Annotated in this window: 18 protein-coding genes and 1 tRNA gene; 14 read left to right on the top strand and 5 right to left on the bottom strand. The window is 70.6% G+C overall.

Features of this window, described 5'->3' with window-relative positions:
- Positions 1-8: 8 nt before the first annotated feature.
- From GXW76_RS05940 to GXW76_RS05925, 4 genes are all read right to left on the bottom strand, one after another.
- On the bottom strand, positions 9-611 hold the full coding sequence (locus GXW76_RS05940) for a hypothetical protein (protein WP_211861074.1): 603 nt from the start codon (positions 609-611) through the stop codon (positions 9-11).
- 17 nt (positions 612-628) lie between these two features.
- Positions 629-2344, bottom strand: coding sequence for a hypothetical protein (locus GXW76_RS05935; protein WP_211861073.1), 1716 nt, complete (start codon positions 2342-2344; stop codon positions 629-631).
- Positions 2341-5847, bottom strand: coding sequence for a protein NO VEIN domain-containing protein (locus GXW76_RS05930; protein ID WP_211861072.1), 3507 nt, complete (start codon positions 5845-5847; stop codon positions 2341-2343). The genes GXW76_RS05935 and GXW76_RS05930 overlap by 4 nt, the downstream gene beginning before the upstream one ends.
- A 413-nt stretch (positions 5848-6260) precedes the next feature.
- A tRNA-Ser gene (locus tag GXW76_RS05925) sits at positions 6261-6350 on the bottom strand.
- Positions 6351-6573: 223 nt separating this feature from the next.
- Between GXW76_RS05925 and rplU the strand changes: the two genes are divergently transcribed.
- From rplU to GXW76_RS05900, 5 genes are all read left to right on the top strand, one after another.
- Entirely contained in the window at positions 6574-6891 is a 318-nt protein-coding gene (rplU, locus tag GXW76_RS05920) for a 50S ribosomal protein L21 (protein ID WP_211861071.1), read from the top strand.
- Between the two features lie 19 nt (positions 6892-6910).
- On the top strand, positions 6911-7180 hold the full coding sequence (gene rpmA, locus GXW76_RS05915) for a 50S ribosomal protein L27 (RefSeq protein WP_211861070.1): 270 nt from the start codon (positions 6911-6913) through the stop codon (positions 7178-7180).
- A 70-nt stretch (positions 7181-7250) separates the two neighbouring features.
- The gene (gene obgE / locus GXW76_RS05910; protein WP_211861069.1) at positions 7251-8255 is read left to right on the top strand and encodes a GTPase ObgE; all 1005 of its coding nucleotides are present in this window, start codon (positions 7251-7253) and stop codon (positions 8253-8255) included.
- Between the two features lie 34 nt (positions 8256-8289).
- A complete protein-coding gene (gene proB, locus GXW76_RS05905; protein WP_211861068.1) occupies positions 8290-9417 on the top strand; it encodes a glutamate 5-kinase in 1128 nt (375 codons plus the stop codon).
- 67 nt (positions 9418-9484) lie between these two features.
- On the top strand, positions 9485-10459 hold the full coding sequence (locus GXW76_RS05900) for a Bug family tripartite tricarboxylate transporter substrate binding protein (protein ID WP_211861067.1): 975 nt from the start codon (positions 9485-9487) through the stop codon (positions 10457-10459).
- A gap of 319 nt (positions 10460-10778) precedes the next feature.
- Here GXW76_RS05900 and GXW76_RS25625 read toward each other — a convergent pair whose 3' ends face one another.
- A complete protein-coding gene (locus GXW76_RS25625; RefSeq protein ID WP_246513962.1) occupies positions 10779-11222 on the bottom strand; it encodes a hypothetical protein in 444 nt (147 codons plus the stop codon).
- Between the two features lie 216 nt (positions 11223-11438).
- Here GXW76_RS25625 and GXW76_RS25620 point away from each other — a divergent pair, with 216 nt between their 5' ends.
- The 9 genes from GXW76_RS25620 to GXW76_RS05855 form a co-directional block, all read left to right on the top strand.
- Positions 11439-12704 carry a glutamate-5-semialdehyde dehydrogenase gene (locus tag GXW76_RS25620; RefSeq protein WP_338150896.1) on the top strand — a complete coding sequence of 422 codons (1266 nt, stop codon included), beginning with the start codon at positions 11439-11441 and terminating at the stop codon, positions 12702-12704.
- Complete coding sequence (locus GXW76_RS05890; protein WP_211861065.1) at positions 12701-13495, top strand: hypothetical protein; 795 nt, start codon at positions 12701-12703, stop codon at positions 13493-13495. Before GXW76_RS25620 ends, GXW76_RS05890 begins: the two co-directional genes overlap by 4 nt.
- Positions 13496-13557: 62 nt before the next feature.
- Positions 13558-14409 carry a 2-keto-4-pentenoate hydratase gene (locus tag GXW76_RS05885; protein WP_211861064.1) on the top strand — a complete coding sequence of 284 codons (852 nt, stop codon included), beginning with the start codon at positions 13558-13560 and terminating at the stop codon, positions 14407-14409.
- Positions 14406-15032 carry a nicotinate-nucleotide adenylyltransferase gene (locus GXW76_RS05880; RefSeq protein ID WP_211861063.1) on the top strand — a complete coding sequence of 209 codons (627 nt, stop codon included), beginning with the start codon at positions 14406-14408 and terminating at the stop codon, positions 15030-15032. Before GXW76_RS05885 ends, GXW76_RS05880 begins: the two co-directional genes overlap by 4 nt.
- Positions 14924-16336 carry a ribosome silencing factor gene (rsfS, locus tag GXW76_RS26115; protein ID WP_246513961.1) on the top strand — a complete coding sequence of 471 codons (1413 nt, stop codon included), beginning with the start codon at positions 14924-14926 and terminating at the stop codon, positions 16334-16336. Before GXW76_RS05880 ends, rsfS begins: the two co-directional genes overlap by 109 nt.
- A 1-nt stretch (position 16337) precedes the next feature.
- Positions 16338-16787 carry a 23S rRNA (pseudouridine(1915)-N(3))-methyltransferase RlmH gene (locus GXW76_RS05870; RefSeq protein ID WP_338150899.1) on the top strand — a complete coding sequence of 150 codons (450 nt, stop codon included), beginning with the start codon at positions 16338-16340 and terminating at the stop codon, positions 16785-16787.
- Positions 16788-16826: 39 nt separating this feature from the next.
- The gene (locus GXW76_RS05865; protein WP_211861061.1) at positions 16827-17504 is read left to right on the top strand and encodes an NnrU family protein; all 678 of its coding nucleotides are present in this window, start codon (positions 16827-16829) and stop codon (positions 17502-17504) included.
- 136 nt (positions 17505-17640) lie between these two features.
- On the top strand, positions 17641-19200 hold the full coding sequence (gene gpmI, locus GXW76_RS05860; protein WP_246513960.1) for a 2,3-bisphosphoglycerate-independent phosphoglycerate mutase: 1560 nt from the start codon (positions 17641-17643) through the stop codon (positions 19198-19200).
- A 64-nt stretch (positions 19201-19264) separates the two neighbouring features.
- Positions 19265-19543 (top strand): hypothetical protein (locus GXW76_RS05855; protein WP_211861060.1); only part of this gene is annotated, 279 nt, incomplete at its 3' end.

The following is a 19543-nucleotide window of genomic DNA, read 5'->3' as shown; positions in this document are numbered from 1 at the left end:
CTCGTCTTTCAGGGCCAACGCGCGCGCAGCGAGGAGAGAACAGTGCCGAGAATCGGCACCGCCTCGGATTCATAGTCACTGATCATCTGCCTCAGATCGACGACAGGGTGTGAGATCCCTGGGATAGGTCCGGCGGCGGGCGACGGGTTTCTGGCCGCCGCGGCGTCGAACATCTCGTAGCTCAGGCGATCGTATCTGTAGGGCGTCCGTCCCATGAAGGCGCGCTGAGTGGCTGGGACGCCGTGGGACCTGTTGGCTGGGTGTCCCGCGACGAGGTTCCGAAAGTCCCGGAGCTTCCTCCATCCCGGGCCAAGGGAGAGCCTTGGCTGTGGTCCGACGATCGCGCGGCGAAGTTCGACGATGGCGTCCTGTTGGATCTGGGTGGCTTGCATCACGCCCCAGAACTCGATGTAGGCTGCCATGCTCGACGCGGCGAAGCCCTGCTTGGCATGCGTGTAGATCGCCTCGCCGGTATCTTGGATCAGGTACATGGCGGTGTAGTAAGCGGCGTAATCCTCAGCATTCTGATCGAGAAAAAAGTGTGCTGGCCCGGCGGACGATCCATGAAATTGGGTATAGATCGCCTCACGCTCGTTGAGCAGCCGTTCCATGACGGGCGGGCCGGCATTCACTGAGGTGGATTCCCCGGCGTGAGTGCGACCGCTGGCGTCCTTTCCTCGGTCATCGCCGCGCGCACTGCATCCGGGCCCTGGCCTGTGATGAGCCGGTGCAGCGCCTGGGCGCGGTGCCAGGGCGTGGCTGTCTCTTTGCTCAGGATTTCCTCGATGATCTCCAGCTCCTGCCTGGCTTGATTCTCGACCCGACCGCCGTCGAGATGCCGCTTCACGAGAGCATCGCCGAAGATGTCGAAGGCGCGCAGCAATGCGTCGGCCTCGGTAGTCAGGCCGCGCATGCGGAAGGGGTCGCTCATCACCTCGCGCGGCAGCCGCGCTGCCGAGACCAGGAAGGTCTGGACCGTACCCCAAGGGGAGTGATGCGCATCCTCGCGCGCATCGAGCCGAGCCTCCATGCGGGCGATCCCGGGCGCAGCCTCCTTGCCCAGATGGGCTTCGAGCCGCTTCCGTAGACCGGCGAGCACTTCATCCAGGAGACTATCAGGTGGTGCGGTGGTCAGGCCGGCCTGCTTCGCCAATTCGCGCAGATCGCGTGCGACCTTGTCGGAAAGCGCGGTCACGACATCGGCTGCAGCTTTGCCGCCAATAGCCGCCAGAAGCGCCTTGGTCGCCTTCTCATGCGACGCCGCCAGCTCCTGCTCGAAAAGCGGGAACGCCTTCTCCGGCATCCAGCGCTGTCCGTCGCGGAGCATCAAGCTGAAGGCCGACAAGCGAGTGGAGGCGTCGCCGTGCCGATTGTTCAGCTGCTTCTGCGTCTTCTCGTCGAACAGGCTGACGCGGTAAGCCACACGCCGCGATGCACCACCGACACGGCGCGTGCCGATCTCACCGAGCATCTCGGGACGGATCGGCATATCGAGCGGCGGAATCCGATCCACTCGATCCAGTGAAACGAGCGATCCCTTGGCCAGCGCGGCCTGCAGCGACAACAAGACGGGATCGGGTCGCGGGAAGATACGCCGGACGATGCCCGCCACGGTCACCACTTGCTTCGACGGCGGCGGATCGGTCGGGTGGTCGACCGCGCCAGTCTCCGAATCCACGACCGGGGCTGGCTGCTCCGCCTCAGCTGCGGCTAGCTTTGCGAGGTAATCACGCCAAAGGCGCGCGCCCTCCTCGGAGCCATCCGGAAGACGGAGCCTCGGGGCCGTCGCCGCGTCAGGTGTCAACGGGCGACTGTTGCCGTGGAGCAAGTCGAACCAGTTGACGAGTGCCTGTTCGGCGACGTCAGTGAGCGGCAGAACGAGGTTCGCATCGGTCGCGTCCCATCGGGAGGTGATGAGGCCATTCCCGAGGTTTCCGGTCACCAGAACTCCGGGTTCGTCCCCCCGGTTGACCCAGAGCAGATTGCCTGGACGGTTCAACCCATCACGCCGTGCACGGACACGAAAGCTTACCCGTCCGGCGGACTGCTGCTGGATGTCGAGGGCGTCAAGAAGAACGTCGTCCCAGGTCGGGCACCCCGGATACAGGCCCAATACGATGGAGCACGCCTCCAGGGTTGGCTTGCTCGCGACGTGCCGAAGCCACTCTACCCCCCGGTGATCGAGACCTGAGAGCAGGCCCCGCACATGGGTTGCTTTGTCGAAGACCTCGGAGAGCGCCGTTGGCTTGGGATACTGGCGCGAACCGTCCAGAACCCGCGTATCGGGGATGACTTGCCCCAAGAGCAGGTCGAGCCGGAGTTCCGGGGCGGCGGACCCTGTCACCCGGGCCTCCCCGCGATCGTAAGCAGGTCGCCGACATGGAACGCCACGGCAGTCTCGGCGAAGCCAAGCTCGCGTTGAAAGAAGCGGCGCACATAGGCGGGCTCGCGGGCGAACCCCGCCTCCACGAGCACGATGGCCAGGATGAATGCCTCGGGGCTGTTGAGTGACGCCAGCAGCTCATTCTTCGTCAGCATGATCACGTCGCCGTCGATGTGCCGCCCTTTCACTTCGATGAAGCGCAAGTGGCCGGACTTCATGTCGCGGCTCTCGATGTCCCAGCCCTTCTTCTCGGCCGAGACGTCGCGCGGCACATGCCCGAGCGCGTGCTCCGCGGCCATGACAGCCTCCATGGCAAGGCGCTCCACCTCAGCGCGCGAGGTCGCGTCCTCCGCAAAGCCCGCCGGAACGGGAGTGCGCGTCGGCTGGTTCCGCGCAACGAGGAGGCCCTTCGGGATGATCAGCGCGGCGCCCTTCATGACCGGCGGCAACGCGGTGATCTGCCGCTCGCGGGCCAGTTCCTCCTGGCGCTTGTGCAGGCGCTCGACGAGCCGCTGGGCCGTAGCCTCCGCGTTGCTGGCATTGATGCGCTGTTCCTTGCCGACGCGCTCCTCCTCGCGGAGCCGTGCCGCACGGGCATCCCAGTAGTTGATCTCGCGGGTGAGGCGCGACCTGACTTCCCGCTCCACCTTGTCGATCTCGGCCAGCCGGCGGCGCTTCACCTCGCCAAGGTGCTCGGGGACCAGCTTCGCGATGGCGTAGCCGAGCGCCTGCTCTTCAACGCGACCCGACAGCCATGGCGCCGTGATCGCATCTGCGACCAGATCACGTTCCTCGGCCGTGATGGGGCGGCAATCGAGGTAGGGCGCAGGTCCGCCGTCGGCGGCCGTCCCGTCTTCGCGGAGATGGATGAACTGCAGGCGCTGCGACACGACACGGGGCTCGCCCGATTTTGCTACCCGGCCGTCCCGGATCGCGTGCTCCAGGTAGACGAGCAGTCGTGGCGAGAGGCCTTCATCGCCTTCATCCACCAGCACGCCGCCCTGCTGAAGCAGCGGCTGAAAGCGTTCCAGAATGATATCCAGAACGGCGTCGAGCAACGGATGGCCGGGGGCCATGAGCTCGGCCTGCGGCTTGCCGGGCACGAGACCCTTATCGAAGGTCATGCGGGCATAGCGGTCCAGCACGGGATCGCCGCGACCGATCAGCCGATCACGGTGCTTGAGCACCGGCGGCACGCGCAGGATTTCGAAGCGGCCCTTCTCGCGCTCGGCAATCCGCCCACCCAGGAGCTGGAATGCCTCCCGGAAGAAGGCGCCAATGAAGTGCGGCTGCAGGCGGCGGGCCTGGGCGCGCTCCATCTCCTCGCGAATGGCGGCGACCGCGTTGGGATCCATGCCCTCCGAGGTCAGCTTGCGTTCGGCGACCAGGCGTTCGATCGCATCGACGTCCACCGCATCGTCCACCTTCTGGAACAGGCGGCTCTTGGTCTCGGGAGCGTCGCCGTAGCGGATGGCGTCCACCAGGAGGTCGCGAAGGGCCTGGCCCTCGAACAGCTCGCCAAGGACGTCATAGACCTTGCCGCCCAGGGCCGCCCGGGCCTGCTCCAGCTTCTCCAGAAGGCGCTGATAGACCTCGCCCTCGCGGGTGTTGGTCGCGCACAGGTTCCAGAGATGGCAGACCTCGGTCTGGCCGATGCGGTGGATGCGCCCGAAGCGCTGCTCCAGGCGGTTCGGGTTCCACGGCAGGTCGTAGTTGACCATGAGGTGGGCGCCGCGCTGGAGGTTCACGCCCTCGCCGGCGGCGTCGTTCGCGATCATCACCCGCACGACCGGGTCGGAGTTGAAGGCCGCGATCGCCGCGCGCCGAGCCTCGCGTGCGATGCCGCCGTGGATGACGACCACCGAGGCCGGATCGCCGACACGGGCGGCGATCTTCTGCTGCAGGTACTCCAGCGTATCCTTGGGCTCGGTGAAGATCAGGATCTTCCGCCGCAGCCCGGTCGCCGGATCGAGCATGATGGGGTCGTCGAGGATGGCCTCGAGCTCGCGCCACTTGGCGTCTTGGCCGGACAGCTTGAGGCGCAGGGCCTGCGCTTCGAGATCCTTGAGGATGACGATCTCGGCCTCGAGTTCGGCGAGGGTGGCGGCGGCGGTCGCCTGGTCGGCGATCTGCTCCTCGATGGCCTCCGCTTCTTCGCCGGGCGCATCCTCGAGGTCGTCGGCGTCGAAGCTGGGCAGGACAGGCACGCGGCTGAGTGGCACACCGCCATTCTGCCGCAGGAGCTTCTCATCGCGCAGCCGCTCCTCCAGGCGCTTGCGGCGTCGTTCCAGGGAGCGGTGGATCGCAGCCGGGGAGGAAGCGAGGCGCCGCTGCAGGATCTGCAGGGCGAAGCCCACGCTGTTCTGCCGCTTGCCGTCGCCGGAGCGATCGGCGCGGTTCATTTCCTCTCGCACATAGGACGTGGCGGCCTGATAGAGAGCCGACTCCGCGGGCGAGAGCTCGTAGCTGGCGGTGTAGGCACGCCGCTCGGGGAAGAGGGGCGTTCCGTCGAAGCGGTAGAGCTCCTCCTTCGTGAGGCGACGCATCATGTCGGAGACGTCGGCTTTGTGGACGCCTTCGCGGAACCGTCCCTCGAAGCGATCAGCGTCGAGCAGCCCCATGAAGAGCTGGAAGTCCGCTTCCTTACCGTTGTGCGGCGTCGCGGACATGAGCAGGAAGTTACGGGCCATGCCGCCCAGCAGCCGACCGAGCTTGTGCCGCTGCGTCTCCTTGACCTCGCCCCCGAAGTACGACGCGGCCATGCGATGGGCCTCGTCGCAGATCACGAGGTCCCATTCCGGCGCGGCGTTCAGCTTCGCCTTCAGCTCGTCGGACCTGGCGGCCATGTCGAGGCGGAGGATCAAGCGGTTCCGCTCGGCAAAGGGGTTGCCGGTGACCGAGTTCTCGATCTGGTCTCGCGACAGGAGATCGAAGGGGAGGCCGAACTTCTCGGCCATTTCCTCCTGCCACTGCTCGACGAGGCTCCCCGGTGCGACGATCAGGCAGCGTTCCAGGTCGCCACGGATCAGGAGCTCCTTGATGAGCAGCCCCGCCATGACCGTCTTGCCGGCGCCCGGGTCGTCCGCGAGCAGGAAGCGCAATGGCTGCCGCGGCAGCATGTCGCCGTAGACGGCGGTGATCTGATGGGGGAGCGCCTCGATCTGGGACGCGCTGACGGCCAGGTAGGGGTCGAAGAGGTGGGCTAACCGGAGGCGGTAGGCCTCCGACGCGAGACGCAGCAGGCTGCCGTCAGCGTCGAAGGCGTAGGCTCGGCCTGCCTCCAGGAACTCGAAGCCGGCCTCCTCCCCGCGATAGACCAGCCGCTCGCCCACGCGGCCGTTCACGCGGAAGACCAGGTTCAGCGCATCGGGGCCGAACCTCGCCACTTGGACGATTTCGGCCACGCCTGCGGCGTCCAGACCGCGAAGCCGCGCTCCGGCTTTGATGTCGTCGAAGGTTGCCATCTCGGATAGATTATCGCGCGTTAATTGACGGAACACCACTAACCCGAGAGCAATCGCCCTCGCTAAACCATCCCGCCGCGTTTTGTCTGATCGACTGCCGCAGCACCACGGCGTAATCCGCAGACCCGGCTTCGGCTCCGTACCGAGTGTTCGCTTGCGAAGTACGGATCTTGGGCAAGTGGAATGCGAACTCGGACCAGTGCCAGGCGCGCCGAAATCGGCCTTTGACCAAGGTTTTTCAGAAGCGTACTTGATCGGCCAAGGCAACAGGTTCGGAGAGAACCAGACGCCGGAGAGCGACTTTCAGGCGTCTGTGGGCTCTGGTGGTCAACAGGCCTATCCCGAGAACCTCGCGGAAACCTGCCACTCAGCGCGGTCGTCGAACAACCCGAGAACGCGACGCGCATGGGAACTGGCGGAGAGGGTGGGATTCGAACCCACGGTACAGTTGCCCGTACTTCGGTTTTCGAGACCGACCCGTTCGACCGCTCCGGCACCTCTCCACGGGGTCCGGGCCTATAATGGTAGTCTTGCCCGGAAGCAACGCCCCCCCTTGTCGGGCCATCCCGGAAGGCTCCGCGCGGAAGAATTCCTCCCCCGCCCGTTGACGCGCGACCCCGCCCGCCGCTATACGCCCCGCTCCCGGCGGGGTGCATGCTCCGCCGCAAGCGTTTTGCTCGTTTGTTCCCGGTCCTCCGGGGCGGCGGGAAGGCATCAGGACCTGTCATGACCTACGCAGTGATCCGCACCGGCGGCAAGCAGTACCGCGTCACCCCGAACGCCACCCTGGCGGTCGAGAAGCTGGACGCTGCCCCGGGCACGACCATCACCTTCAACGACGTCCTCGCCGTCGCGACCGAGGCCGGGTTGACCATCGGTGCCCCGACCGTGGCCGGCGCCTCGGTCACCGCCGAGGTCGTCGAGCAGAACCGCGGCGACAAGGTCATCATCTTCAAGAAGCGCCGCCGCCAGAACAGCCGGCGCAAGAACGGCCATCGCCAGCACCAGACGGTGCTGCGCATCGCCGCGATCACCGCGGCTTGATCGCGGAAGGAGAGAAGCCATGGCACACAAGAAGGCAGGCGGCTCGTCCCGCAACGGCCGCGACTCCGAAGGCAAGCGCCTCGGCGTGAAGCTGTTCGGCGGCCAGACCGTGAACGCCGGCTCCATCATCGTGACCCAGCGCGGCACGAAGATGATCCCGGGCGATAATGTCTATGCCGGCCGCCAGCACAGCCTGCACGCCGCGATCGACGGCCGCGTCCGCTTCGTCCGCAGGGGCGACGACCGCGTGCACGTGACGGTCGTGGCCGACGCCCAGGCCGCTGAGTAACCGCACGTATACGCGTTGCGCGTTGGCGGGGGCCTCACGGCCCCCGTTTCCGTTTCGGGCACCCTGAACCATGAAATTCCTCGATGAAGCCAAGGTCTGGGTGAAGGCCGGCGACGGCGGCGACGGCGTCATCGCCTTCCGGCGTGAGAAATTCATCGAGTTCGGCGGCCCCGACGGCGGCAACGGCGGCAAGGGCGGCGACGTCGTCGCCGAGGCTGTCGAAGGCCTGAACACCCTCATCGACTACCGCTACGCCCAGCATTTCAAGGCGCGGAAGGGTGGCAACGGCGCCGGCTCCGACCGCACCGGCGCCGGGTCCGAGGACGTGGTGCTGAAAGTGCCCGTGGGCACCCAGATCCTCGCCGAGGACAAGGAAACCCTGATCGCCGACCTCGATGCGCCGGGCAAGCGCATCGTGATCGCGCGCGGTGGGGACGGCGGCCACGGCAACGCCCACTACAAGACGAGCACCAACCGCGCCCCGCGCCGCGCCGACAAGGGCTGGCCCGGTGAGGAACGTTGGCTCTGGCTGCGGTTGAAGCTCATCGCCGATGCCGGCCTGGTCGGCCTGCCGAACGCCGGCAAGTCCACCTTCCTCGCCGCCGTCTCGGCCGCGAGGCCGAAGATCGCCGACTACCCCTTCACCACGCTGCATCCGCAGCTCGGCGTGGTGCGCCTCAACGCGACCGAGGAATTCGTCCTCGCCGACATCCCCGGCCTGATCGAAGGCGCGCACGAGGGCGCCGGCCTCGGCGACCGTTTCCTCGGCCATGTGGAACGTTGCGCCGTGCTGCTCCATCTGGTCGACGGCACCCAGGCGGATCCGGGGAAGGCCTACCGAACCATCCGGAACGAACTCGCCGGCTACGGCAACGGCCTCGTGGACAAGCCCGAGATCGTCGCCCTGAACAAGGCGGATGCCATGACGGCGCAGGCCCGCGCCTCCCGCATCAAGGCGCTCGAGCGCGCCTGCGGGCAGAAGGTGCTGGTCATCAGCGGCGCGACCGGGGACGGCGTGCCGGACGCGCTGCGCGCCCTCGCCGACACCATCGCCGCGCACCGTCGCGGGGACTGAACGCCCGCGGCGCCACATGCTACAGGCGCCTGCCATGTCCGATATCGCCTCCCCGTCGCTCGCCGCCGCGAAGCGCATCGTCGTCAAGATCGGCTCCGCCCTCGTGGTGGACGAAGCGACGGCCACGCCGCGCGCCGATTGGCTGTCCTCGGTCGCCGCCGATGTCGCGGCGCTGCGCGAGCGCGGCGCGGAGGTCGTGCTGGTCTCCTCCGGCGCCATCGCGCTGGCGCGCCGGGCGCTGGGCCTGACCCGGCGCAAGCTGCGGCTGGAGGAGAAGCAGGCCGCAGCCGCCGTCGGCCAGATCCGCCTGGCCGGCGCATGGCAGGAAGCGCTCTCCGCGCACGGCATGAACGCGGCTCAGCTGCTGCTGACGCTCGAGGATTCCGAGGATCGCCGCCGCTACCTGAACGCGCGCGCGACGATCAGCACGTTGCTCGGCCTCGGCTGCGTGCCCGTCATCAACGAAAACGACACCGTCGCCACGGCGGAGATCCGCTTCGGCGACAACGACCGCCTGGCCGCGCGCGTGGCGGAGATGATCAGCGCCGACGCGCTCGTGCTCCTCTCCGACATCGACGGCCTCTACACCGCCGATCCGCGCAAGGACCCGCAGGCCGCGCACATTCCCGCGGTGGAGCGCATCACGGACGAGATCATGTCCATGGGTGGCGAACCGCCGCCCGGCTATTCCTCCGGCGGCATGCGCACCAAGCTGATCGCCGCGCGCATCGCCACCGGCGCGGGCTGCGCGATGGCGATCGCGCTCGGCAAGCGCGACCATCCCCTCGCGGCCCTGGTGGACGGTGCGCGCTGCACCTGGTTCCTTCCGGCCCCGGAGGGACGCACCGCACGCAAGCGCTGGATCGCAGGCAGCATCGCGCCACTCGGGACGCTGGTGGTGGATGCGGGCGCGGCGCGCGCGCTCGCCCGAGGGTCTTCCCTGCTGCCGGCCGGCGTGCGCGGCGTGCAGGGGGATTTCTCACGCGGCGACCCCGTCAGCGTGCGGAACGAGGCAGGCCAGGAACTCGCGCGCGGCCTCTCGGCCTATGATGCCGAAGCCGCACGCCTGATCGCCGGCCACCGCAGCGAGGAACTGGAATCACTCCTCGGCTGGCGCGGCCGGGACGAGATCATCCACCGCGACGATCTCGTCCTGCTGTAGTCCCCGGGCTTCCGTGGCACCGCGGGGTCGTGCGAAACACCACGCCGCGACTCCGGGACGAAATGCCATGAACCATCCCCTGCCGCGGCGCGCACTGATCGCCGCCGCCACCCTGCCGCTCGCCCGCCCTGCCCTCGCGCAGGACAGCTTCCCCAACCGGCCGATCCGGCTGTTGGTGGGCTACACGCCTGGCGGTGCGGTCGACATCTCCGCGCGGGCCTTCGCGCCGAAGATGGCGGAAGCGCTGGGCCAGCCCGTAGTGGTGGAGAATCGCCCCGGCGCCGGGTCCAACATCGCGACCGAAGCGGCGGTGCGCAGCCCCGCCGACGGGCATACCATCCTGCTCGCGACCATCGGTGCGCTGGTTGTCAGCCCGATGGTGATGCGCCTGTCCTTCGACCCGCAGCGCGACCTGGTGCCGGTCTCGATCGCGGTGGACCTCTTCAACATCCTGGTGATCCCGGCGGAGCGCCCCTGGCGCAATGTCGCGGACCTCATCGCCGCGGCGAAGGCCGCGCCGGGCCGCCTTTCCTATGGTCACAGCGGCATCGCGGGCGGGCCGCACCTTGCGGGCCTGCTCTTCGACAAGATGGCCGGGATCGAGACCATTCCGGTTTCCTACCGCGGCGGGGCGATGGTCGCGACGGACCTGCTCTCGGGCCGCCTCGATTATTCCTTCGCCACGGCGCCCTCGGTGCTGCCGCATGTGCAGTCCGGGCGGCTGCGCGCGCTGGCGGTGCCGACGATCAGCCGCTCCCGCCTGCTGCCCGAGGTGCCGACGGTCGCGGAATCCGGCGTGCCGGACTTCGACGTGCCGGGGTGGTATGCGGTGGTTGCGCCGCGCGGCACGCCGGAGGCCGCCATCGCACGGCTCAATGCCGCGATGCGCACCGCGCTCGCGGATGCCGAGGTGATCGCCAACCTCGCCCGCAATGGCCTCGAGCCCATGCCGACCACGCCGGCGGAGTTCGCAGGCGCCTGGGCGCGCGAGCGCACGAAGTGGGAGCCGATCATCCGCGAGAGCGGCATCCGCGTGGAGTAGCGCAGGCCGTGCCCGGCTGCGCGCGGCCGGGCACAACAGCCTCGCCTCGAGCCTGAAAGCCTGGCCGAGGCGCAGGCCGCGCAGATCTTCCGGACCAAGGTGGCCGCAGGCGGCTTCGGCATCCGCATCCGGACACTGGAGGCGAGGACCATGCTCGCCTCCACCCGCCGCGGCGACCACGACGCCGCGAACATCATCATCCGGCCCGGCCGCCCGAACCCGCACGGCATCATCCGCATCGCCGGGATGCGCCTGCCGGCGCGATGAAGGCGCGGCGGCGAGGCCAGGGCCCCGCCGCCTGCCCGGCACGACGCGGCGTTCAGCGGCGCGCCGGCGTCATTTCGACTTCCTGGACATAGACGACCATCGCGCTCTCGCCGCCGCCGAGATAGACCGCCTGCCGCTGCCCGATTGCGGCGGGTGCGCTCCGGAGGGCCGACTGCTGCATGGCCATGCGGCCCATGTTGTCGACATAGACGGTCATGGCGCTCTCGCCGTAGCCGATGGTCACCGCCTCCAGCGGCCCCATCGGCAATGGCGCGGGCGCACCCGCGACCGCCGTGCGCGGCGCCATGTTGGCATCGACGTAGATGACCTGCTGGCTCTCGCCCCCGCCGACGAAGATGGCGAAGCGCCGGGGCTGGGCCGTGGCCGTGGCCGCAGGGGAGGCCGGGGTGGGCGTGGTGGCGGTCTGGGCCAGCACTGGCGTCGCCGCGAGACCGCCGAGCAAGATGGCGGCGAGGCGCAGGGTGCGGGTGGACATGATCCTGGACTCCTTGGTCGGGGGGGGCTTCGACGGCACTGTTTGCGTGCCGAGGATCTATTCGGCGCCACAGCCCAGGTTGTTACGCTTGCCCATATTGCCGGCCGCACCCCATGCCGCCCGCGAAGCGCCACCCTATGTTCCGGGGCGCGCTTGCCTTATGACCACCGCGTGCAATGCCGCCCGTCCGTCCCGGCGGGCAGGAGTGGAACCGCCGTGAACGCCATCGCCCAGGACGCCGCCCGCCAGCTCGAGACCGCCGCCCGCGCCGCCCGCGCCGCCGCGGGCACGATCGCGCGCGCGCCGTCCCCGGTGAAGGACGCCGCGCTCCATGCCGCCGCCACCGCGCTGCGCGCGCGGACCGACGCGCTGCTCGCCGCCAATGCCGCGGACATCGAGGCCGCGCCCGGCCTCACCGCCGCCTTCCGCGACCGTCTCACCCTGACGCCCGCGCGCATCGAGGCGATGGCCAAGGGCCTCGAGGAAGTCGCCGCCCTGCCCGATCCGGTCGGCCGGGTGCTGGCGGAATGGGCACGGCCCAACGGCCTCGTCATCCGCCGCATCGCACAGCCGCTCGGCGTCATCGGCATGATCTTCGAAAGCCGCCCGAACGTGACGGCCGATGCCGCGGCGCTCTGCCTGAAATCGGGCAATGCGGTGATCCTGCGCGGGGGGTCCGAGAGCACGCGCTCCGCCGCCGCGATCCATGCCTGCCTGGTCGAAGGCCTGCGTGCCGCCGGGCTGCCGGAGGAAGCGGTGCAGGTCGCGCAAACCGCCGACCGCGCCTTCGTCGGGGCCATGCTCCGCGCCTCGGGGCTGATCGACCTGATCGTGCCTCGCGGCGGCAAGGGGCTGGTGACGCGCGTGCTGGAGGAGGCGCGCGTGCCGGTCCTCGCCCATGCCGAGGGCCTCTGCCACACCTACATCCACGCGGCGGCCGATCACGACATGGCGCGCAGCATCCTGGCGAATGCCAAGATGCGCCGCACCGGCGTCTGCGGTGCCACCGAGACGCTGCTGATCGACGCCGCCATCGCGCCCTCGCTGCTGCCGCTCCTGGTCGCGGACCTGCGCTCCCTTGGCTGCGACTTCCGCGCCGAGGAACGTGCGCGCGCCATCGTCGCCGATCTGCCCGCGGCCACGGAGCAGGACTTCGCCACCGAATGGCTCGACGCCGTCCTCTCGGTGAAGGTGGTGGACGGCATTGACGATGCGCTCGCGCATATCCGCCGCTACGGGTCCGAGCACACCGAGGCGATCGTCACCCGGGACGAGTCTGCTGCGCGCACCTTCCTCGACGGCATCGATTCCGCCGTCGGGCTGTGGAACGCCTCGACCCAGTTCTGCGACGGCGGCGAGTTCGGCTTCGGCGCGGAAATCGGCATCGCCACGGGACGCCTGCATGCGCGTGGGCCGGTCGGCGTCGAGCAGCTCTGCACCTACCGCTACCACGTCATCGGGACCGGCCAGACACGGCCATGAAGACGGGGGCCCTCGTCCTGGCTGCGCTGCTCGCCGGCGTCACGCCGACGAGGGCCGCATGCCCGGACATGGCGACCGTCGCGCGCTTCGCCCTGGAACTGCTCGAACGCCGCGTCCCTGCCCCCTTCGACGTGACGACGGAAGCAGAGGCGCTCTGCGCACGGGACCGGCTGATCGCGATGCTCGCCCAGCCCTGGGGCGATGTCGAAGGTGCCGCCATCGCCGGCGACGCCGTCCCGCCGCTGCGCGGCGCGCTGTTCCACGCGGCACTGCGCGAGCGCTCCGGCGCGACCATGGAAGCCCGCTTCGGCGCACGCCCCGCGGTCGCCCCGGGGCTGCTGCTGCTCATCGGCCGGGACGTCACCGAGGCCACCGCGCCCGCGGCGCTGGTCGCGCATATCGAGGCAGCCAGCCCCTACCTCGCATTGCTCGACCTGGCGGCGATGCCGCGGGGTACGGGCGCGATGGAACGGATTGCCGGGAATCTCGGGCTGCGGCTCGGCATCGTCGGCCCCGCCGCGCCCGTGGCCGATGCCGCGGCGCTCACGGCCGATGCGACGCTGCAGTCCGATGGCAGCGTGGTGGCGAGCCTGCCCGCCCTCGGGCTCGCCACGCCGGCGCTCGACCTGCTCGCGCGGCTCGCGGGTGAGCTTGCGGCGGAAGGCCGGCCGTTGCGGGCGGGGGAATACGTCGCGCTGCTCGCCGCGCCCGCCCCCTTCGCGCCGCGCGCGGGCGAGACCTGGCGGCTCTCCGTCTCGGGCCTCGGCGCGGTGAGCGTGGCGTTCCGCTGAACCACCCTTCCCGCGCCGCCCGCGGCGCCGGTAGCATCCGCGACAGGACGGAGGAACGACCGATGCGCGCACCCCTGCTCGCTGCCCTGCTCGCCTTGCCGATGGCGGTGCAGGCGGCCTGCCCCGAGACGGCGGCGATCGAGCGCCTCGCCGAAGCACTGATCGCCAATACGCCGAGCCCGCCCCTGGCCGGGATGACGTCGCTCGAGGACGGGTTCTGCGCCCAGGAGCAACTGGTCGAGATGCTGAGCGCGCATTGGGGCCGCCCGGTCGGCTACAAGGCGGGTCTCACCAGTGCGCCGGTGCAGCAGCGCTTCGGCGTGAATCACCCGGTGCGGGGCGTGCTGCTGGAAAGTTCCATCAGCCTGCGTGACGGCGCGGAGATCCCGGCGCGCTTCGGCGCGGTGCCGGTCATCGAGAGCGACTTGCTGGTGCGCGTGCGCGACGACGGCATCAATCAGGCAGGGCGGGACCACCTCGCGATCCTGCGTCACCTCGATGCCGTGATCCCGTACATCGAACTGCCCGACCTGGTGCTGAGCGGCGGCTTCGACGGGCCGCAGCTGCTCGCCATCAATGTCGGGGCGCGACTCGGCGTGATGGGCACGCCGATCCCGGTGGAGGCGACGCAGGCCTTCGCGGACCGCCTGGCCGGCATGACGGTGACGATGGTCGACGATCGCGGGCAGGAACGCGCGCGCGCGCCCGGCACGGCCGCGCTCGGGCATCCGCTCAACGTGGTCGCCTTCCTGATCGAGGACCTTGCCCGCGCCGGGCGGCGGCTGGAGGCCGGGCAGGTGCTGTCCGTCGCCGGCTATTCGCCGACCCTGCCACTGGAGCCCGGCCGCACCTACACGGTGCGTTACGAAGGTCTCGCCGCGCAGCCGGTCGGCGTGAGCGTCCGCACGCGGTGACGCCGGCGCGCTTCGGCGATTCCCGTGCGGTCCGCATCGGGCTGCTCGGCGGCTCCTTCAATCCGGCGCATGAGGGCCACCTGCACGTGGCGCGGATGGCGCTTCGCGCCCTGCGGCTGGACGAGGTCTGGCTGCTGGTCTCACCGGGCAATCCGCTGAAACCGGTGAAGGGCATGGCGCCGCTGGCGGAACGGCTCGCTTCCGCGCGGCGCATCGCGGACGGGCGGCGGGTCATCGCGACCGACATCGAGCGCGCGCTCGGCACGCGCTACACGGTGGAGACGCTGCGTGAACTGCGCCGCCGCTTCCCGCGCGCGCGCTTCGTCTTTGTCATCGGCGCGGACAATCTGGTGCAGCTGCCACTCTGGAAGGGCTGGCGGAACATTGCGCGCAACACGGCACTCGCGGTGCTGCCGCGTCCGGGCTGGACGCGGCACGCTTTCGCGGGCCGGGCGGCGCAGGTGCTGCGGCATCACCGGCGGTCACCGGGAGCGGTGCTGACAGAATCCTTTGCTTGTCACGCCGCTTGGTGCTTGGTTCCGGCCCGGGAGCACGCTGCCTCCGCCACCGCGATCCGCGCGGCGAAGGCAGCGGACCACACGGGCGAGAGGAGGGGGCCATAGCCCGCACGCCGAAGACCGAAGAGACCACGACGGCACCGAAGAAGGCGAAAGCCGCGGCGCCGAAGGCATCCGCACGGAAGGCGACGCCGGCCGCAAAGGCTGCGAAGCCGGCGGCCAAGGCGACGAAGCCGAAGGCCGCCACCGCGACGAAGGCCCGGACCGCGTCCGCCGCCAAGGCCAAGCCCGCCGCGAAGCCCAGGGCTACCGCCGCGACGAAGGCCCGGACGACGGCTGCCGCCAAGGCCAAGCCCGCCGCGAAGCCCAGAGCTACCGCCGCGACGAAGGCCCGGACCGCGACCGCCGCCAAGGCCAAGCCCGCCGCGAAAGCCAGGGCTGCCACCGCGACGAAGGCCCGGACCGCGACCGCCGCCAAGGCCAAGCCCGCCGCGAGGCCCAGGACTACCGCCGCGACGAAGGCCCGGACGACGACCGCCGCCAAGGCCAAGCCCGCCGCGAAGCCCAGGACTACCGCCGCGACGAAGGCCCGGACGACGACCGCCGCCAAGGCCAAGCCCGCCGCCAAGCCCAGGGCCGCCGCCGCGACGAAGGCCCGGACGACGACCGCCGCCAAGGCCAAGCCCGCCGCGAAGCCCAGGGCCGCCACCGCGACGAAAGCCAGGACCGCGACCGCCGCCAAGGCCAAGCCCGCTGCGAAGCCCAGGGCCGCCAGCGCGACGAAAGCCAGGACTGCGACCGCCGCCAAGGCCAAGCCAGCTGCGAAGCCCAGGGCCGCCACCGCGACGAAAGCCAGGACTGCGACCGCCGCCAAGGCCGAGCCAGCTGCGAAGCCCAGGGCCGCCACCGCGACGAAAGCCAGGACTGCGACCGCCGCCAAGGCCGAGCCCGCGGCGACGCCCTTGGCCGCCGCCGCGGCGGGTGCCGGTGCCGTGTCTGCCGCCCCACGCCCGGCGCGCTCCGGGACGCGGGAGAAGCTCGCACCCGACCGCCTCGCCCTGCTGTGCGAGGCGGCGGTGAAGAGCCTCGAGGACGACAAGGCCGAGAACATCGTCGTGCTCGACGTCACCGGCCGCGCCGACTACGCCGACCGCCTGATCATCGCCACCGGCATGGTCGAGCGGCAGCTCCAGGCGATGGCGACGCATCTGGACGAGGCGCTTGGCGAAGCCGGGCTGCATCTGCGGCGGGATTCGATCCAGGCCTCGCCGGACTGGGTGCTGATCGATGCCGGCGACCTGGTGATCCACCTTTTCCGCCCCGATGCACGCGAGCTCTACCGGCTCGAACGCATGTGGGGACCGGAGAGCCCGCCGGCCGGGAACCCGACCGACGCCCCGCGCGACTAGGATCATCGCGGTCGGGCGCCTGAAGGCGGGGCCGGAGGCGGCGCTCTACGCGCACTACGCCGCCCGGCTGCGCCCGCCGCCCGAGGTCACGGAGATCCCCGAGGCTCGCGGCAGCGCGGCGGAGGTGCGTCGCCGCGAAGGCACCGCGCTGCTCGCCGCCCTGCCGGCGGACGGGGTGGCGGTGGCGCTCGACCTGGGCGGGGAGGCACCGGACAGCGAGGCCTTCGCGGCCATGCTCACGCGATGGGAGGAGGCGGGCCGCACGCCCTGCTTCCTCATCGGCGGCGCGGAGGGTCTCGACCCCTCCGTGCTGGCGCGGGCGGATCGCCGCATCGCCCTCGGCCCGATGACCTGGCCGCATTTCCTGGTGCGGGGGATGCTGGCGGAGCAACTGTATCGCGCGCAGGCGATCCGCCAGAACCACCCCTATCACCGTGCCTGGCGGCCGTGACGCTGGACGGCGGGGCCCAGCCGCGCCGAGACTGCCGGCATGGCCCTGCTCATCCTCGCCGCGCTGGTCTGGATCGGTGTGCATGTCGGCATCGCCGGCACCCCGTTGCGCGGCAGGCTTGTGGCGAGGCTCGGGGAAGGCGGGTTCCGCGCGGCCTTCTCGCTCGCCTCCGTCGTCGCCATCGCGCTGCTGGTGCGCGCCTGGCAGGGGGCGGAGACGGTACCGCTCTGGTTCGCCCCCGGCTGGCTGCGCTGGATCCTGGCCTTGGCGATGCTGCCGGCCTTCTTGCTTTTCGCCTGCTCGCTGCTCGGCAACCCGACGGCGGTCGGCGGCGCCTCGCTGCTGGCGCGCGGGCCGAGAGGCATCCAGCGCGTCACCCGCCACCCGATGCTGTGGTCCTTCGCCATCTGGTCCGCGGTTCACGTCATCGGCAACGGTGACACGGCGGCGGTCATCTTCTTCGGCGCCTTCCTGGTGACGGCGCTCGCGGGCATGCCCTCGATCGACGCCAAGATGGCGGCGCGCCACCCCGACGCCTGGCCCGGCTTCGCCGCAGCGACCTCCATCCTGCCCTTCGGGGCGATCCTGGCCGGCCGCACGGGCTTCGCGGCGCGGGAGATCGGCTGGATCGCGCCGCTCGCGGGGCTGATCCTCTGGGCCGCGTTGCTGCATGGGCACCGCGCGCTGATGGGTGTGCCGGTCCTGGTCGCGGGGTGACCCTTCCCGCCGAGGCCGCCCCCATGCCCGCGCGGTGACACTGTCCCGCGCAATCCGTACGCTCCGTGACCGCGCCGCGGCCTTGCGGGCGGAGCCCGGGGAGGGCAAATCCCGCCCCGGAACCGAGGAACCCGCCATGTCCGCCAGCCGCCCCCGCCCTGTCATGCTCGTCATCCTGGACGGCTGGGGCTGGCGCGAGGACCGCGCCGACAATGCCGTGCGCCAGGCCCGCACGCCGGCCTTCGACGCGCTGTGGTCCTCCTGCCCGCATGCCTTCCTGCGCACCTCGGGCGGCGATGTCGGCCTGCCGGGCGGGCAGATGGGCAATTCGGAGGTCGGGCATCTCAACATCGGCGCCGGGCGCGTGGTGATGCAGGACCTCCCGCGCATCGGCAATGCGATCGCCGACGGATCGATCGCGGCGTTGCCGGCGCTGACCGGGCTGATCGCGGCGCTCAAGGCCTCGGGTGGCACCTGCCACCTGGTGGGGCTGCTCTCCCCGGGCGGGGTGCATTCGCACCAGGACCATGCGGTGGCGCTGGCGCGTATCCTGTCCGGGGCGGGCGTTCCGGTGGCGATCCATGCGCTGACCGATGGGCGCGATACCGCGCCCAAGGCGGCGCCGGATTTCCTCGCGAAGTTCGAGGCCGACATCGCCGGCCTTCCCGGCGTCTCCATCGCCACCGTCATCGGCCGCTATTTCGCGATGGACCGCGACAACCGCTGGGAGCGCGTGAGCCAGGCCCATGACGCCATGGCCGCGGCCGAGGGCGCGCGCGCCGCGACCGCGCAGGCGGCCATCGCCGCAGCCCACGCCGCCGGCAAGACGGACGAGTTCATCCCCGCCACCGTCATCGGCGACTACGCCGGCATGAAGGACGGCGATGGGCTGCTGTGCTTCAACTTCCGCGCCGACCGGGTGCGGCAGATCCTGACCGCCTTCCTGGACCCGGCCTTTGCCGGCTTTGCGCGCAAGCGCGTCATCCGCTTCGCCACCGCGGCTGGCATGACGGAATACAGCGAGGCGCTGAACGCCCACCTCGCCACCCTCTTCGCGCCGCAGTCCATGGCGGACATCCTCGGCGCCGTCGTGTCCGCGGCCGGGCTGAAGCAGTTGCGCATGGCGGAGACGGAGAAGTACCCGCACGTCACCTACTTCCTGAACGGCGGCGAGGAGACGCCTTACCCTGGCGAGGACCGAATCATGGTCGCCTCGCCCAAGGTCGCGACCTATGACCTGCAGCCGGAAATGTCGGCGCCGGAACTGACGGACAAGGCGGTCGAGGCGATCGCCTCGGGCACCTACGACCTGATCGTGCTGAACTACGCCAATGTCGACATGGTCGGGCATACGGGCAGCCTGGCCGCCGCCACCAAGGCGGTGGAGGCGGTGGACACCGGCCTCGGCCGTATCGCGGAGGCGATCCGCGCGGCCGGCGGCGCGCTCTTCGTCACCGCCGACCACGGCAATGCGGAGATGATGCGCGACCCCTCGACGGGCGGGCCGCACACGGCGCACACCACCAACCCGGTGCCGGCCATGCTGCTCGGCGCGCCCGAGGGCGCCGGGCTGGCGGATGGACGACTCGCCGACATCGCGCCGACCCTGCTCGCGCTGCTCGGCGTGGCGCAGCCGGGGGCGATGACGGGGAAGTCGCTCCTGCGGACGACGCGTGCGGCCGTGGCCGCGGAGTAGGACCAGGGGGCGCCGCCCCCTGGGACCCCCGCCGGAGGCCGAAAGGCCCCCGGACCCCCGTGCCGTGGGCAGGCCCGCGGACGGCACGCGCATACTTTTCTCCCCCAGATTCGGGGGTTCCAAGGGCCTCAAGCCCTTGGCGGGGGGCCAGGGGGGCAGAGCCCTCCTGTTCTTCCTCCTCGCCGCCCTGACCCTCCCTCCTGCCCACGCCCAGCCATCCCGCGAAGCCATCCAGGACGCCCGCCGCGCCGCCGAGGCCGAGCGGGCCGCCGCGGCCGACGCCGCCCGCCTTGCCCAGGAAGCCGCCGAACTCGAGCGCGGCCTGGCCCGCCAGCGCGTCGCC

Source organism: Neoroseomonas soli, assembly GCF_018129065.1.
GTDB classification, from domain to species: Bacteria; Pseudomonadota; Alphaproteobacteria; order Acetobacterales; family Acetobacteraceae; genus Neoroseomonas; species Neoroseomonas soli.
The sequence above is the reverse complement of the archived record's forward strand: the minus strand, read 5'-3'. Positions and strand labels throughout refer to the sequence as shown.

Bases quoted from the DNA above. Each gene is read 5' to 3' on its own strand.
- GXW76_RS05940 (WP_211861074.1), bottom strand. From the start codon at position 611: ATGGAACGGCTGCTCAACGAGCGTGAGGCGATCTATACCCAATTTCAT.
- GXW76_RS05930 (WP_211861072.1), bottom strand. From the start codon at position 5,847: ATGGCAACCTTCGACGACATCAAAGCCGGAGCGCGGCTTCGCGGTCTG.
- rplU (WP_211861071.1), top strand. From the start codon at position 6,574: ATGACCTACGCAGTGATCCGCACCGGCGGCAAGCAGTACCGCGTCACC.
- rpmA (WP_211861070.1), top strand. From the start codon at position 6,911: ATGGCACACAAGAAGGCAGGCGGCTCGTCCCGCAACGGCCGCGACTCC.
- obgE (WP_211861069.1), top strand. From the start codon at position 7,251: ATGAAATTCCTCGATGAAGCCAAGGTCTGGGTGAAGGCCGGCGACGGC.
- proB (WP_211861068.1), top strand. From the start codon at position 8,290: ATGTCCGATATCGCCTCCCCGTCGCTCGCCGCCGCGAAGCGCATCGTC.
- GXW76_RS05900 (WP_211861067.1), top strand. From the start codon at position 9,485: ATGAACCATCCCCTGCCGCGGCGCGCACTGATCGCCGCCGCCACCCTG.
- GXW76_RS25625 (WP_246513962.1), bottom strand. From the start codon at position 11,222: ATGTCCACCCGCACCCTGCGCCTCGCCGCCATCTTGCTCGGCGGTCTC.
- GXW76_RS05890 (WP_211861065.1), top strand. From the start codon at position 12,701: ATGAAGACGGGGGCCCTCGTCCTGGCTGCGCTGCTCGCCGGCGTCACG.
- GXW76_RS05885 (WP_211861064.1), top strand. From the start codon at position 13,558: ATGCGCGCACCCCTGCTCGCTGCCCTGCTCGCCTTGCCGATGGCGGTG.
- GXW76_RS05865 (WP_211861061.1), top strand. From the start codon at position 16,827: ATGGCCCTGCTCATCCTCGCCGCGCTGGTCTGGATCGGTGTGCATGTC.
- gpmI (WP_246513960.1), top strand. From the start codon at position 17,641: ATGTCCGCCAGCCGCCCCCGCCCTGTCATGCTCGTCATCCTGGACGGC.